The sequence below is a fragment of the Nitrosomonas sp. Is35 genome (assembly GCF_033063295.1).
Taxonomy (GTDB): Bacteria; Pseudomonadota; Gammaproteobacteria; order Burkholderiales; family Nitrosomonadaceae; genus Nitrosomonas.
Map to the genome: position 1 here is coordinate 1,163,632 of NZ_JAWJZH010000001.1, position 14,900 is coordinate 1,178,531.

Genomic DNA, 14,900 nt, shown 5'->3' on the forward strand with positions numbered 1-14,900 from the left:
AGGATCACAAACCGGCATGTAGCCCCGGGATGCCGATGCGCTGGATGCGGATGGCATTGTTGCCTTCTTCATACGCGAGCAAGCGGCCTTCCTGATGCCACAGGCGGAACGCCAGCGAGTAGGCGAGTACCCGGATCGGGTAGTCGCGCGGCAGGGTTTGCAGATACGGTTGTATCGTGGTGAAATCGGTCGCGCCGTATTGCTGCATGATAAAACGTAAACCGCCGTTCGCCGGGCCGATGTTGTAAGCCAGCAATCCGAGAAAAAGATCGTCTTTCATTTCCGCTAGGTAGTGTTTAAACGTGGCGGCGGCGACAAAAGCGTTGTGGCGGGGATTGTCCAGCACAATTTTTTCCACATTGAGCCGCTTGCGTGCTTGCGCGATGACGACTTCTGGAACGCGGGTGATCTGAAACAATCCGCGTCCGCCGTCGTGGCTGTCGCGCGGAATAAAAGACGATTCGGTTGCGGCGATGCCGTGCAGCAGATGCGCGTCGATATCGAAAGACCGGGCTGCGTCTTCGATGGCTTGCCGGTATTCTTGCGCGCGGTTAACCATTTTTTGCAATTGCGCTGAGTCGTGGCGGCGGTAAGCCGCGTAAACCTGATGCGAAATCGTCACTCGTCCCGCTTCTTCCTTGCCGCCAACCAAGGTGCGGAAATTACCGTAAGCCAGCGAAAACTGGTCGTGCGTAACGAGCCAGCCGGTCAGCAGGGCGAGCGACAAGGACAATACCGGCATGAAAAATTCCGAATAGCGCCGCAGCCATTGCCGCAGCTTCCACCAGCCGAGCAGAAAAACACTAGCGGACAATATCAACACCAGCACACCGGCGGTGAAAGGCAGCAAATGACCGAAAAAACTGGTGCCCGAGAACTGGCCCGCGGAGTAACCGAGCAGCAGGATGATGGCGCAAACCGCGGCGATGCATAAGCCGAGCATTTCGATACCGGTCAGTAATACTGTCCGCTGGAATCTGCCGGGCCGGTTTCTTCTGGGTTGCTTTCTGGGCGTTTTGCCAGGGTCATTGCTATTACGCGCAGCTGCGGTACGTCTGCGCTTCGGTCTGGGTTTTGCGTTAGCGGGTCCGGGGTTGCTGGCGCGGGTTGTTTTATCCATTGGAATGGGGGCTGAACGAAATGCACCGCATAGGGGCAATGGCTGGGATGAATTGGGTTACTGCTGGCATCGCCCCGTCATGGGAGCGGGACGATGCAGCTTGCGCGAATGACTACCGTAACCGGTGGCTCACCCATAGGGATGCGGCAAACAGCAGCACCGCTCCGCCTTGGTGCGATGCGCCTAAGGGAATCGGTACCGCATGGAGCAGTGTTGCGATGCCTAAGCTGATTTGTACCGCCAGCATCAGCAGGAAAAGGTTGCATGCCAGGCGTGTGGTGCCTTGCAGTTCCACGGTGCGTGATTTGAGCCAGAAAATCGGCACTGAGAAGGCCAGTATCCAGGCGATCAAGCGATGATCGAATTGCACCGTGGTGATGTTATCGAAAAAATTGCGGTACCACGGTTCAAGGATAAAAAGGTCGGGTGGAATCACATGTCCGTTCATCAGCGGGAAGGTGTTGTAGGCCAAGCCTGCGCGAATGCCGGCCACGAAACCGCCGGACAGCACCATGATAAAAATCAATGAAGAGAGACTGAAGGAAAATCGCCGCAGACCCTGCAATTTGTAATTGGCTGGGGAATATTCGCGGTGCGGCGACAGCAATCCCAAAGCGACCCAGAACATCGCGGCAAAAATGACAAAAGCCAGTCCTAAATGCGCGGTCAGGCGGTACTGGCTGACATGCGGATCGTTGACCAAACCGCTCATGACCATATACCAACCCATGAATCCTTGCAGACCACCCAATACGAATATCCCCGCGAGTTTGATGCCCAGCGGCCGGTCGATTTGCTTTTTCAGCAGAAAGTAAACAAACGGTACAAAAAATACCAGGCCGATCAACCGGCCGAGTACGCGGTGGAAGTATTCCCACCAGAAAATACTTTTGAATTCATCGACGCTCATGCCTTTGTTGACTTGCTGATACTGCGGTGTGGCGCGGTATTTTTCCAGCAACACATCCCAATCCTGCTGCGTGATGGGCGGCATGGTGCCGACGATCGGTTGCCATTCGACAATGGAAAGCCCGGAATCGGTCAAGCGCGTAACACCGCCGACTACTATCATGGCGAATACTAGGGCACAACAAATGAATAACCAGATTGCAATAGGTTTCTGCATAATCGTAAAAATTTAAATTATTTTTGAAATTGAATGGATACTCGGTATTGCTTGCTTTATTTTGCGCGCATCAAACGTTGCTTGTCGCGCTCCCATTCCTTCTGTTTCTCGGATTCGCGCTTGTCGTGTTGTTTCTTGCCTTTGGCCAAGCCGATTTCCAGTTTGATCCTGCCTGCTTTATAGTGCATATCGAGGGGAACCAGTGTGTATCCGGCGCGTTCGACTTTGCCGATGAGCCGTTTGATTTCTTCCGCGTGCAATAACAATTTGCGGGTTCTGACCGGATCGGGATTGATATGCGTTGAAGCTGTCTTGAGCGGACTGATATGACTGCCAATTAAGTACAGTGCGCCGTTGCTGATAATAACATAAGCTTCTTTCAACTGAACCCGGCCATCGCGAATGGCTTTGACTTCCCATCCCTCCAGCACCATGCCCGTTTCGTACTTTTCTTCGATAAAATAATCGTGAAAGGCTTTTTTATTTTGTACTATACTCATGCAGGTATGAAATGGGTGGAAATCACTAGATTTCGTGTATTTTATCAGTTTTTTAGTATTACCTCATGATGCGGGGTGATTTACTTTTATGGCAGAAATAGAAAAATCAGTTTTGGTTGAATACTCGGCAAGTCAAATGTTCGCATTGGTCGATGATGTGGCGAAATATCCTGAATTTCTCCCGTGGTGCGGCGGTACCTCCGTCGATCCGCAAGACGAGATCACGACGCATGCCACCGTCAAGATCGACTATCACCATATTCAGCACAGTTTTACCACCAAGAACAAACGCTTTCCGCCGGATTTGATCGAAATGAGTTTGCTCGATGGGCCGTTTGAACACTTGGATGGTTACTGGCAATTTATCCCGCTGTCGGATAGCGCGTGCAAAATCAAATTCCGCTTGCATTACACCTTCTCGCACAGGATTCTTGAAAAACTGGTCGGGCCGGTATTTCATATGATTGCCAACAGTTTTGTGGAACATTTCATCGAGCGGGCGGAAGTGATTTACGGCAAGCGGTGACGCCGCCGATGCAAATTGAAGTCGTCTACGCACTCCCGCATGTTCAAGTGCTGAAGAAACTCGATGTGCCGGCGGATTGCACGGTTGAGCAAGCGATACGGTGTTCCGGGATTTTGGATCAATTTCCGGAAATCGATCTGGCAAAAAGCAAATTGGGTATTTTCGGTAAATTAACCCAATTGCAAGCCATGCTGGAGCTGCATGACAGAATTGAAATTTACCGGCCTTTGATCATCGATCCGAAAGAAGCGAGAAGATTACGCGCCAAGAAAAATAACCGCTGACTTTCCCTAGCTCAATTTCAAGGGAGTAAAAATGATCCGCGCTGTATTGATACTGCTTGCAACGTGCCTGCTGCTTTCCCTTTCCGCTTGCGCCACTAAAAAACCGGAAAAGAAAACGCCGGATGCGGAAGACCGCACAAAAATCCTCACACCCTTTGAGCAACTGTCGCTCAAGTCCGACGCAAAAACGGTATTTGAAGATCAAGGCAAATTCATACTGCTTGAAGGGAAAAAATGCATGCAACGTGATAACGGGGCGGAACCGGTAACCCTGCTGCAGTGGATTGAAATGCCGGATTACGTCGATAGCGGCACGGTCGTGTTAAATGGCTGGGATTTGCGCTATCTGAACCAAGATCGCGAAATCAACTCGATGCGGGCCGATATCACGCACAGCAAGCTGGTTAAAAACACCGGTTCCACGGTTCTGGTATTCGAGGCAAAAGGCACACTGGAAGATCAGAGTCGCAAAGACGCTTTTGAATTTTGCGTGTTTTATACCGCATTTGGTTACCATTCCACGGCAATTGATGCCACGATAGAAGAAGATCACAACGGTATCGAATCTTCGGTCGTGCAGCCTGCAAATCAAGGTGCGGTGACCACATTGGAAAATACCGGCCACAAAGGCATGTTAAGAAAATACGATGCGGTTGCCATTATCCCGCGCGGATTTGATTTCCAATATACCGATACCTTTGAATGCGAATGGCGTCTGTGGCCCTGCCAATGGGGGGATCGCGTGGATTATCGCCTGTTGCAAGTGGCTTACAATTTGTCGCAAGCCAGTGCAGCGCCCAGTCTCGGCGGTACCCCGCACTGGGTGACGCAGACCATTTTCAAGGATAACAACACGCACACGCACCGCATCAAAACCCGCGCCGCCCAGATCCGCGGCCGCAGCGTCAAACTGCACGGAGATTTCCTGGCGCTGAATCCCCGTACCGGAAAAACGGACACCTGCCGCAAAAGCGTCGATGGCGTGGTGCGCACGCAAACGGTTCGCATCAATGAACTGCCTTACGACTATGCCATTCCGATGCTGACTGGCTGGGAACTTGCCAACGAATGCGAACATCAACGGGTACAACGGGCAGGCATCTGGATTCACGACATCCGCTTCGATCCGCGAGCAGGCTACCTAGAATACAAAGTATCCTCCATCCTGCGCGACCAAGACGGTGCCCCCAGCTTCAACAGTGCACACCGCATCACCGTACTGGGACTCAACCGGTCGTCGTCTTTGGAAAAAAAACGGGCGCCTAAGTTTAAATTGAAACTCAGGGAAGATCGGTAGATTGCCCTTACTCGCTATTTCTGTTGCTTTAATCAGCGTTTGCTTTTATCAGTGAAGTAATGCCGATCTGATGAGTGCATGGGTGCCGGTTGCTTCTCACGGTTGCGCTACTTGGACGGTTACTTGATTGATCAAAAGGTATGTAAAGAGCCAAGGCAAACCGAAAGAAGCGCTGTGCCGACTTGAGCTTTTCTGATACCCCGCGGTCTTGCCACGGGGGTGTTTATTGCAAATGGATGCGCCTGGGTTAGTCGTTAAGCTTAGCGATGTGACTGACAGCCTTCCCTCTCAACTTGCTGTAGCAATTGTTCTGCTATGTGCCCGTAACGTGCATTTTTTATGGCCTGCTTTAGCGCTTTGACAATGGGCTCCGGTTCTGTCAGTGGACAAAAGCGTGTAATGAGCGTAGCCATTTCTTGCTTTGGCAGCCCCAGTGCTCCTTCAAAAAAACACCGGCTATTCTTGATCAGGATTTCCTCGGTATCAATGGCAAGGCCTTCGGCCATTTCCCCGTCGGTGCTGCCAGACCACAGGCGCAAGAAAAGCGTGACGTCGTTGAAATTTTCGCACTTCTTGGCCTTGGCTGCGGTGTGATGGTAAATTTTCCACCATTGCTCAGAATCTTCTTGATACACCTGCTGCGAATTTTTTACCAGGCATTCATAATCTAAAACTTCCGGGCATGTGCTGGATGCCTGGAAGGCAAAGCCTGAATAAAATAGAAGAATCAAGAGAAAAAAGCGGGAATATTGCATGAGGTTAATGCCCTACATGAGCTGTGGGTGATGAACATATCTCAAATCAGCGAAGCGTGCTTTGGATGTTAACTCAATGTACATATTAAACAGAATTCTCGCGACTTTTCTGAATATTTACTCGCATCCGAAACGATAGATCGTGTTGCCCTGTAATTAGGTATGCAAAAATGGACTTGATCAAGCTTCGCAAATAATAGTAATCGTCGTGCATCAGGGGCGTATGCGGGAAAATCCTGAGTCGAATCGATGGTTGTGGATCCATTCCTGCAACCTGAGGCCGTGATTTTTGAATAGAGAGTAAAATATTTGAAGTTATAGTTTGAAGCCTCTTTGTAGAAGCATAAAAAAAGGAATGGTGATAACAAGGAAGACTCCAAGAAGACTGAATGTTGTTTCTAAGGAAATAAGTCCTAAATTAAGTGCCAGAAACGGTGTTAAAAAAGCGATAAAGCTTGGTGCAGCGTGAGAAATAAAATATAAGCGTAAACGCATGGAGGTGTAAATAATTTTGTGTAAATGGTCATATTGCAGGAAACTGTTTATATATTTTTGGAGCAAAAATGACCACACCCAAACCCCTGCCAGCCGGCTTAATTGATAGCCTGCTGGCCGATTACAAAAAGCCAGAAGATTTAATCGGTGAGCATGGTCTTCTCAAGCAACTCACCAAAGCGTTGGTTGAACGTGCCTTGCAAGCAGAAATGGCCGATCATCTTGGTCACGATAAGCACGAAACGGTAGTCAATGCCACTGGCAATACCAGAAATGGTAAAAGCCGTAAGACCCTGAAAGGTGAATTCGGTGAGTTACCCATCGAGATCCCCCGTGACCGTGAGGGCAGCTTCGAGCCTCTGATCATTTCCAAGCATCAGACCCGCTGGGCGGGCTTTGATGACAAGATCCTCTCGCTGTATGCCCGTGGCATGACAGTGCGTGAAATCCAACAGCACCTCACTGAAATGTATGGCACAGAAGTATCGCCTACGCTCATTTCTACGGTCACTGATGGCGTAATGGATGAAGTGAAGCAGTGGCAATCCCGGCCTCTCGATGCGGTGTATCCTGTGATCTATCTCGATTGTATCCATGCCAAAGTTCGTGACGCTGGTAGCGTTCGTACCAAAGCGATTTACCTGGCGATCGGCATTAACATGGAGGGCCATAAAGAAATACTGGGCTTATGGATTGCTCAGACCGAGGGTGCCAAGTTCTGGCTCAGCGTTGTCACTGAACTCAAAAATCGTGGCGTGCAAGATATCTTTATCGCCTGTGTCGATGGCTTAAAGGGCTTTCCCGAAGCGATTGAAACCATCTATCCACATGCCATTGTACAACTCTGTATCGTGCACATGGTTCGTAATAGTCTCAACTACGTCGGCTGGAATAAACGCAAGGAAGTAGCTGCTGATTTACGTTTGGTCTACAGCGCCGCCACGATTGATGAGGCTGAACACGCGTTAGCCGACTTTGAAGATAAATGGAACTATGCTTATCCACCGATCGCCCGATCTTGGCGCAATAACTGGCAACGCATCATTCCATTCTTCGACTACCCGCCTGAGATACGGCGCATTATTTACACCACCAATGCGATTGAGTCAGTCAATATGAGCCTACGCAAAGTCAGCAAAAACCGTGGATCGTTTCCCAACGATGAAGCTGTGATCAAATTGTTCTATTTGGCTCTCAGCAATATCGCCAAAAAATGGTCTATGCCACTAAGAGATTGGAAACCGGCACTAAACAGGTTTACTATTCAATTTAACGAAAGAATGCCTCGGCATTATTAACCACCGTTTACACAAAATCTAGGACACCCCCAAACGCATATTTCCCATATCGAAATATCTTATACCTATTGTTCCATTGAGTTGATTTTCCCAATCTTTAAGCACCAATAAAGCTTTCTTGACGGAGAAATATTGGTATAGGGTAAATAAATGCATCCATATTAATAAACCATAAATACCATATGCAACAGATTGATTATATGATAAAAATTCTAAATTTTCAGGATTTGATTTTGCAAGAAATATTCCAATCCCTGTTATCTCAAGACCACTCATCGCAGATTGAAGATTCTGGACATGATTCAGTCTTGTATGAATAATTTCCCAATATTTTTCATTCTGCATTTTTTTCTTTCTCTTTAAAATACGACAAACAAAAAAATTTTAGCGTTTAATCAATTCAACAATGACTATTCTAGTTTCACTATCTCGCCTAAACACTAATTCCATTTTTTCACCTGCCTTCAACGACCGCAAAGTCGCTAACCGATTGTCTAATCAACTGAATCAGAATGTCACCGGGTTGCAGCCCTAAAAATGTAATGCTGGCCCCATTATTTCTACTGGGATATTACGGTAGGGTGTTGTAATTTAGAATATTCTTTTGGCCTCATAACCGGTAGAATTTTTCCATGCCTTCGGCGCATCCTCACCAATCATCGTCGGTTTGCCGTCCCGCCAGACGACAGCGTACTGACCCAAGTGGCGTTTTCTTTCAAGTGCCTGCGTTACGGCTTTTTGCAACGAATCCAGGATTAGCTGGTATTCTCTGGAGGGTTCTGTCTTTATGGTTATTTTCATTGCGTAATTCACGGCTACTGCCTATTTGTTCAAACACGGGAATCGGTTTCTCGCCATCATTCATGAAACAAGTGCAACGGTCAACCTCATAGCTGAATAAATGAAATAAGTTGGCAAGACTGCGCGGGAAACGCCGCTCGATGTCGCGCAATGGGATATTGTGGCCACCATGTGCAACCCTTTCTGCCACGGGCATTTCCGGTATTTTGACGCTGGGCAAGGCAAGATAGATCAACTCCACCCGCCAGCCATCACGTTGCAGCCGATTGATCAGGTGCAAATAGCTGCGGCCTGAAAGCGTGGTTTCAAATGCAAAATTCTCACGGTGTTTGATGTTTTCTTCGATCTCGTTCAGGAAGATACAGCTTGCCGCAATAAGTTCGCGTTCCGGTGCCAGCGGAGAAAGCCCCGCCGCGATCAGATCGGCATTAACAAAATGAGTACAACCCGCTACCTTGGACAGATATTCCAGTGCAAATGTGGTTTTACCCGCGCCGTTGGGGCCGGCAATGATCCAACAAATGGGCATAATAATTGCGATTGGATTTGTTTTTGTTTTATATTTTGATGAGGAATTGGTTTTTTCTTTACTTAGTTTTTTCGCTATATATTCTTGTTATTGTATCTTTGTTGTAATAATAAGTTTCTAATTCATATAGTGATTATCCACCAATGGCGTACTTATCAGCATTTTAATTCAAGACCTGGTACTTTGTTTGCTGTCCGTGTGTATGCGATTGTTAGGGCTATTCATCGTATTTGCTATTACTTGCTCAGTAGCCATAGAACAAAAACAATTGCGACTACCCACCAGATCCAACTGTAGTCACTTGAATCAGAAGTTCTCAATGGTGCTGTTTCTGATACCCCATTGACACCCTCGGTTACGACAACTTGAATCTCGTGTTTTCCTACTTTAAGCACTTGGGCTGCGTGAGTTGTAAGACTTCCTTTTTCACTATTTAAATGATTTATCAATATTGGCAGCTGTGTTCGAAGCGCCTCAGATAGAAGCGCCTTCTCCTGTTGGCGAAAGTGATTTAGAAGTTGTTGTTTTACAGTGATATCGCCATGCGAAAGCCAGTTGAACCTTGCCTCCATTGAGCTTGGTATTTGATAATGCGTTACCACTTCTTCTAGATGTGATTTAACACGATTGGATACATCTCCCAAGTTTACATCTACGCCAACGTAGAATTTTTTACTTGAAGATGGTCCGACATGCTTCCATAAACTTTCAGTTAGTTGGAATTTTGTTTCGATTGGCATGATAGGAGGCAGTAAATTGAAAAGTCTTTCTGCAACCATGCCGCTCATATGCACTTTCCCACTTTTCCAACCCGGAAGGGTTTTCTCAGCATATTCCCTCGCCGAGTTACCGTATTGAGATTCGTATTTATCAAGGATTGATCTCAGTTGTGCAACGGAAAGTGAAAAGAAATAACTCTTAACATCCTTATCCGTGCCGCCCAGTTCTCGGGATAGTGCTTCTGCTTCGCGGATGTGCTCTAAGGCCCTTTCATACCCTACCGATCGTTTATTAAATGATCGATATCGATTGCCTCTATAGCGACCCATTTTTATTCTCTTCTAAATATCCTAACGATTCTTTCAAAGAATCCTGTCTTTCTTGGATAGTCGAGGACGACAACAATTTTTAACCCGGAGAGTGCAAATTCCTTGTCGATATGAATGGTTGTTCCTGTCCTAGCCAACTTTTTTGCTTTTGATGAAAAATCCTCAATGCAGGATCGAATCTCAGGGAATATGAATCCATACTCCGGAGAATTTCTAATTTCGGCCGGAATATGACTCTGCAAATGCTCAATCGCTGAAACTGCGGCGACATCATCCGAAACATATACCTTGACAGGTTTCATATTAGCCTTTCATTAAGGCGGCAATAATTATTAAGGCCAATATGCCTCCAAAAATATAATAAGGCGTCCAATCCTTTTCACCTGTTTGGCTTTTCGACAATTTTCCACTTTGGGCTTGCTCTGTGTTACCCATCATTACTTCCGTGCGCCCTACTTTGGTTGTTTGAGAATGCGTTATCGTAACCGCATTTCCACTATCAGAGACTTCACGAGTAGTATCAGATAAGTCATCTAAGGTTTTCTTTAAGACAGCAGCATCAACGTGTAACTCTTGTGCCTTTATGCTAATGTCCATCATGCCTTTTGTGTAATCGATCAAAAGGGCCTTTCGTTCGTTTTCCGGGAGCCAAGAAAGGTCCATAGATGTGCTTGGGCCAAGATTTATCTGTGTAGGAACGCCACCAGAGGGTTTGGTGAGATTCTTATCGTTGCTGTCTTCACTCATAATTTGTCACCTTTATCAGTTTTTCGCCATTCGGATGGGATGGATAATTCCTTTGACCACATTCCGAACCTATTAGATTTAGCAAATTCTTCATCCTCAATATATGCAGCAGAATACTCCCTATAAGCTACCGCCCAACCATGCCGAACCATCAGTTGACTGATATCTTCACCATCAGCAGAACACAGGGCAATATATCTTCCCCATTTATCTTTCTTTTTCTTGACACATTCAACTTTTGCTCCCGTGAGCAAAAACTCCAAATGCTCTTTAGATGCAGCACCGCAATCATAAGAAGCATTATTTCTTTTACATGGCTGGCCTTTTTCTGGTGCATCAATTCCGAACAGCCTCATTTTTTCCGACGACAGTTCAATAGTATCCCCATCGATTATTCTTATGGCTTGATGCGGCTGAGGATCTTCGGTAACCGACACTTTATCTTGTCTTTTTCCCATGATTGTGAGCGCCGCGACAACTGCCACAGCCCCAAGAACGACAATCCCAAGAGTTCTATCGCTTGGCGTCCCAAACCTGACTTTCTTTCTCCTCCAATCATGGTTCACGCTGATTCTCTTACTGCCCTAACGTAATATATAAGACATTTTGTCCAATAATCTCGTAGAAAATGTCGCGTAATCAGAATAAATGTTATCAATCATCATACTTTAATATTAATTGATAAATTGACTAAGTCAGTGCATAGCAGCAAATGCGACTCATGCGATCAATTAAGAATTTGTCCTATTCAATCCGCAAGAAAAATTGCAAGGATGATCTTTTCAGCATGGAAAAACCAATACTTCATAGAGTAACACTCTAATATTTTTGATGGCAAGCTTCCTTCGGCTAATCGACTAATGTTCCAACAATCGAATCGGCCCGGAATCGGCAATTAGGCTGCTACCGCTCCACCAACACCACCTCAACAACCATTACCGCATCATCCCTTCGATACCGCAATTCCACTTTCTCCCCCGCTTTCAGCGTGCGCAGAATCGCCGCATACGACGCCAAGTCGCTAACCGGTTGTCCGGCCAATTGAATCAGAATGTCGCCGGGTTGCAATCCGGCTTGTTGTGCCGGGGAGCCGGGGAGGGTGTTGTCTACGCGTACGCCTTCGCCTTGATAAGTGAAATCCGGCACCGTGCCGAGGCTGGCCGTGCGTTTTTCTTTGCGTTCAGCGGGTTCGGCGGGTGCGGGGACTGACGGTAGTGTGACCGTCAGCGGTTCGATGCGATTGGCGAGGTATTCGGTGGCTTCTTTCAGGATCGCGGCGACTTTGACCAGTCCGGCGGAGTCGATTTTATCGACGGTGTCGCCGGGGGCGTGGTAGTCCTCGTGCGCGCTGGCGAAGAATTGCACTGCCGGGATACCGGCCTGGATGAAAGTGGCCTGATCGCTGGAGCCGAAGTCGTCTTGCACGGCGTTGACCGGAATGCCGGTGACGAAGCTTGCGCCACGGAAAATATGCACCAATTCGCGCGCGCTGCCGGTGCCAAATACCGTGATCGGATTGTTTTCCAGCCGCCCGACGGTGTCCAGATTCAACATCGCGATAATCTTTTCAGTGGGGTAATGCTTGTCAGCGCGGGTGTAATGCCTGGAGCCGAGCAAATTGGCTTCTTCGCCGGTGAATGCGACGAAAATGACGGTGCGCTCCGGTTGCCATTTCGGCACAATCTGGCGGGTGAGTTCCAGCATCACGGCAATGCCGCTGGCATTGTCGTCCGCGCCGTGATGGATTTTGCCCTGATGTGCGGCACGCACGTCCGGCCAGCCGGTGCCGAGGTGGTCGTAATGCGCGCCGATCACCAGACTTTGCCCGGCGAGTTGCGGGTTGGTGCCCGGCAGAATGCCGACGACGTTACGTAACGTGATATTGCCTTTCGGCAGGCCGACATCCTGTTGCCAGGTTTGGAAAAAACTATTGTCGTCACCGCCGGGCAGCAGGCCGATTTGTTGAAACTGCTTGGCGATATACGTGGCCGCATCGTCCAGCTCCGGCGTGCCAAGCTCGCGTCCCTTATACGATTCGTGCGACAGATGCGTGATGTCATCCATCATGCGGCTCTCGGAAAAAACCGGTGGCAGTTCCGCCAGCGCGCGGCGCGGTTTGGTGATACCGGTATGCGCCGTGCGGATGACGTGGCCATCTTTCTGCTTGACCCACTGCGTGAGCGGCGATTGCGTGATTGGCCATTGCCCCTTGCCGATATTGGTCAAGTCGTTGCCTTTGAACACCAGATAGCTGTATTTGCGGTAGTGCGGCAATTTGTTGGCGAGTTCGGCAATCGCTTTCGGATGATCGGCGGCGACCCATAACAGCGTTTTGTCCGGATTGGACGGCTGCCGGGCGGTCAACACGACCGCATGGTCATCTTGCGGGTACGTTTTATGATCCAATTTCAGTTGCTTGGATTGATACGCGACACCGCGATCAGCCAAGGCTTTTAAAGCCGCATCGGCAAATTTGTTCTGCCACCCCATGATCCAGACAGTGCGATCCCCGGGTAGTGTTTTCAATTGATCGTCGGTGAGGATTTCCAGCCGGCTCGATTGGGTTTTCTGCCAATTCGCCGCCAACGCACGATACGCTTCCAGAACGGATTTGTCCGCACGCGCAGGCAGAACCAGCAACGGTTTTTCCGCGCCGAAACCCTGCGACAGGGCCGATGGAATCTCGCGGCTATCCAAGCGCCGGAACACATCGAAATGCGGATCGAGATCAACGCGCACCGGACGGGCGTGAAAATCCAGCGCGATGGTTTGCGCGCGTTGATCGATGGTGATATGCGATTGCGTTGCCATGTCCTCGCCTTCCAGCGTAACGGCTACCGGCACCTTTAAGTGGTACGGTTCGCCCGGCTGGGTTTGCTCGACGGTGAGCGTGAGCTTGAATCCATCCGCCGCGCGCTCGGTTTCGGCGCTGCGCAGCACCAGATCCGGCGCGCCGGTGCGGTGCACCCATTGCTCGAAGCGCTGCGTCAGATCCTTGCCGGTGCTGGCGTTGAACGTGGCGAGCAAATCGGCGAACGTCGCTTGCTGGAATTTGAATTGCTGATAAAAGCGCCGCAGTGCTTTGGTGAACGCGTCGTCACCGAGTTCCTGCCGCAGCATGTGAAAGAACATCATGGTCTTGCCGTAGCCGACGGCTTCCGAGCTGGCGCTATGGCGCGACACGAAGCGAATGATGGGAAAATCTTTTTCTTTGTTGACGAAATCGGCGTACTTTTGCAGCACGTCGCGCCGGTATTCGTCGCCTTTGCCGCGCTGCTCATTGACCAAGTGGTCGGCGAGATACGCCGTCAATCCTTCCGCCCAGTTGCCCTTGGCGTAATCGACGAAGACGCCGTTACCCCAGTAGTTGTGCAAAATTTCGTGCGGATACGACGAATGCAAAATGAACGGCAGACGGATGACTTTAGAGCCCAGCAGCGTGAACGATGGCATGCCGTAACCGCTTTCCCAAAAATTCTCGACCAATGCGAATTTCGTGTAAGGGTAGGGGCCGATCAGCTTGTTATACATGGCGATGTACTGCGCCGTCGCATCCAGATATTTCTGCGCCAGCGGTTGATCGGCGCTGCGCAAATACACCAGCGCATTCACCGCACCGGCGGACTGCGTGTAACGGTGAAATTTCCCGGCGATGAGATAAATATCATCCTGCGGCTGCTTTTCCTCCCACACGATGTTTTGCAGTGTACTGGTCCGGTTCTCGCGCAACAACGTGCCCTGGCTCACCACGTCCCAATCGGCTGGCGCTTGAATATCCAGCTGGAACGACACCAGCGCATCGCCAAACTGCGGATACCATGCACTGGCATTGGCTAGAAACACCCCTTCCGGCGAAATCACCCCCGGCGTCGAACCGAAACTGCGCGAATATTCCTGCCCTGGGCCTTGCACTGCGTGGTGAATCTTGCCATTGAATTGCAGCGTGAATTCCTGCTGTTCCGGCGGCAGCGTTACGCGGTAGTGCCTGATCGAAATCGGCCGGGATTTCAACGCGACCTCGTTTTCTTCCGCCTGAATTGCAGCCCCTTGAACATTCGTGATCGATAAACCGGCATGTAAAAAGAATTCGAGTTGTACGGGTTCTTTTGCACTCCGCGCCCAATCCGGAATCCGGATTTGATCTTTGACGCGGATTTCAGAAGTGTTTGGCGATAGTTGAATTTCCATATGATGATGGAAGGTTTCGTTATTTGCCGTGGCAACCGGGCTGATACAGAAGACGAAGACAAGCACAAAAAAGACGATGCTGAGGTTTAATGATTTTTGCATTTTGTAAGGAGATTGAACGGATTCTGATGATTATTGGGGATTTCAAACGATTTACATTGTAATGTGATTTTGCTCACTGCATG

Annotated in this window: 16 protein-coding genes; 5 read left to right on the plus strand and 11 right to left on the minus strand. The window is 49.0% G+C overall.

The features are described from left to right. Positions 1-4: 4 nt before the first annotated feature. Positions 5-943: a lytic transglycosylase domain-containing protein gene (locus tag R2083_RS05310; RefSeq protein WP_317537780.1), complete on the minus strand. Its 939-nt coding sequence runs from the start codon at positions 941-943 to the stop codon at positions 5-7. On the opposite strand from R2083_RS05310, the gene R2083_RS05315 reads away from it, so the two are divergent. Further along, positions 927-1,232, plus strand: coding sequence for a hypothetical protein (locus R2083_RS05315; RefSeq protein WP_317537781.1), 306 nt, complete (start codon positions 927-929; stop codon positions 1,230-1,232). The two genes, R2083_RS05310 and R2083_RS05315, sit on opposite strands and share 17 nt — an antisense overlap. Here R2083_RS05315 and R2083_RS05320 read toward each other — a convergent pair whose 3' ends face one another. Then, on the minus strand, positions 1,233-2,246 hold the full coding sequence (locus R2083_RS05320; protein ID WP_317537782.1) for a COX15/CtaA family protein: 1,014 nt from the start codon (positions 2,244-2,246) through the stop codon (positions 1,233-1,235). A 56-nt stretch (positions 2,247-2,302) separates the two neighbouring features. Beyond that, positions 2,303-2,746, minus strand: coding sequence for an SsrA-binding protein SmpB (gene smpB / locus R2083_RS05325; RefSeq protein WP_107803800.1), 444 nt, complete (start codon positions 2,744-2,746; stop codon positions 2,303-2,305). An 88-nt stretch (positions 2,747-2,834) separates the two neighbouring features. Here smpB and R2083_RS05330 point away from each other — a divergent pair, with 88 nt between their 5' ends. The 3 genes from R2083_RS05330 to R2083_RS05340 are packed head-to-tail and all read left to right on the plus strand — an operon-like array spanning position 2,835 to position 4,853. Further along, complete coding sequence (locus R2083_RS05330; RefSeq protein WP_317537783.1) at positions 2,835-3,272, plus strand: type II toxin-antitoxin system RatA family toxin; 438 nt, start codon at positions 2,835-2,837, stop codon at positions 3,270-3,272. A gap of 8 nt (positions 3,273-3,280) precedes the next feature. Continuing rightward, complete coding sequence (locus R2083_RS05335; RefSeq protein ID WP_317537784.1) at positions 3,281-3,556, plus strand: RnfH family protein; 276 nt, start codon at positions 3,281-3,283, stop codon at positions 3,554-3,556. 31 nt (positions 3,557-3,587) lie between these two features. Beyond that, positions 3,588-4,853 carry a hypothetical protein gene (locus R2083_RS05340; RefSeq protein ID WP_317537785.1) on the plus strand — a complete coding sequence of 422 codons (1,266 nt, stop codon included), beginning with the start codon at positions 3,588-3,590 and terminating at the stop codon, positions 4,851-4,853. Between the two features lie 260 nt (positions 4,854-5,113). Here the strand turns inward: R2083_RS05340 and R2083_RS05345 are convergent, their stop codons facing one another. Further along, on the minus strand, positions 5,114-5,608 hold the full coding sequence (locus tag R2083_RS05345; RefSeq protein WP_317537786.1) for a hypothetical protein: 495 nt from the start codon (positions 5,606-5,608) through the stop codon (positions 5,114-5,116). A gap of 563 nt (positions 5,609-6,171) precedes the next feature. On the opposite strand from R2083_RS05345, the gene R2083_RS05350 reads away from it, so the two are divergent. Continuing rightward, the gene (locus tag R2083_RS05350; protein ID WP_317537414.1) at positions 6,172-7,401 is read left to right on the plus strand and encodes an IS256 family transposase; all 1,230 of its coding nucleotides are present in this window, start codon (positions 6,172-6,174) and stop codon (positions 7,399-7,401) included. An 18-nt stretch (positions 7,402-7,419) separates the two neighbouring features. On the opposite strand, the gene R2083_RS05355 is transcribed toward R2083_RS05350, so the two are convergent. From R2083_RS05355 to R2083_RS05385, 7 genes are all read right to left on the minus strand, one after another. Next, positions 7,420-7,746: a hypothetical protein gene (locus tag R2083_RS05355; RefSeq protein ID WP_317537787.1), complete on the minus strand. Its 327-nt coding sequence runs from the start codon at positions 7,744-7,746 to the stop codon at positions 7,420-7,422. A 370-nt stretch (positions 7,747-8,116) separates the two neighbouring features. Beyond that, positions 8,117-8,731, minus strand: a complete 615-nt coding sequence (locus R2083_RS05360; protein ID WP_317537788.1) for a hypothetical protein — start codon at positions 8,729-8,731, stop codon at positions 8,117-8,119. A gap of 236 nt (positions 8,732-8,967) precedes the next feature. After that, the gene (locus R2083_RS05365) at positions 8,968-9,780 is read right to left on the minus strand and encodes a hypothetical protein (RefSeq protein ID WP_317537789.1); all 813 of its coding nucleotides are present in this window, start codon (positions 9,778-9,780) and stop codon (positions 8,968-8,970) included. Positions 9,781-9,782: 2 nt separating this feature from the next. Further along, positions 9,783-10,082 (minus strand): hypothetical protein, encoded by a 300-nt coding sequence (locus R2083_RS05370; protein ID WP_317537790.1) that lies wholly within the window; start codon positions 10,080-10,082, stop codon positions 9,783-9,785. 1 nt (position 10,083) lies between these two features. Next, positions 10,084-10,527 carry a hypothetical protein gene (locus R2083_RS05375; protein ID WP_317537791.1) on the minus strand — a complete coding sequence of 148 codons (444 nt, stop codon included), beginning with the start codon at positions 10,525-10,527 and terminating at the stop codon, positions 10,084-10,086. Further along, on the minus strand, positions 10,524-10,985 hold the full coding sequence (locus R2083_RS05380) for a thermonuclease family protein (RefSeq protein ID WP_317537792.1): 462 nt from the start codon (positions 10,983-10,985) through the stop codon (positions 10,524-10,526). Before R2083_RS05380 ends, R2083_RS05375 begins: the two co-directional genes overlap by 4 nt. 445 nt (positions 10,986-11,430) lie before the next feature. Further along, positions 11,431-14,817, minus strand: coding sequence for a M20/M25/M40 family metallo-hydrolase (locus R2083_RS05385; protein WP_317537793.1), 3,387 nt, complete (start codon positions 14,815-14,817; stop codon positions 11,431-11,433). Positions 14,818-14,900 lie beyond the last annotated feature (83 nt).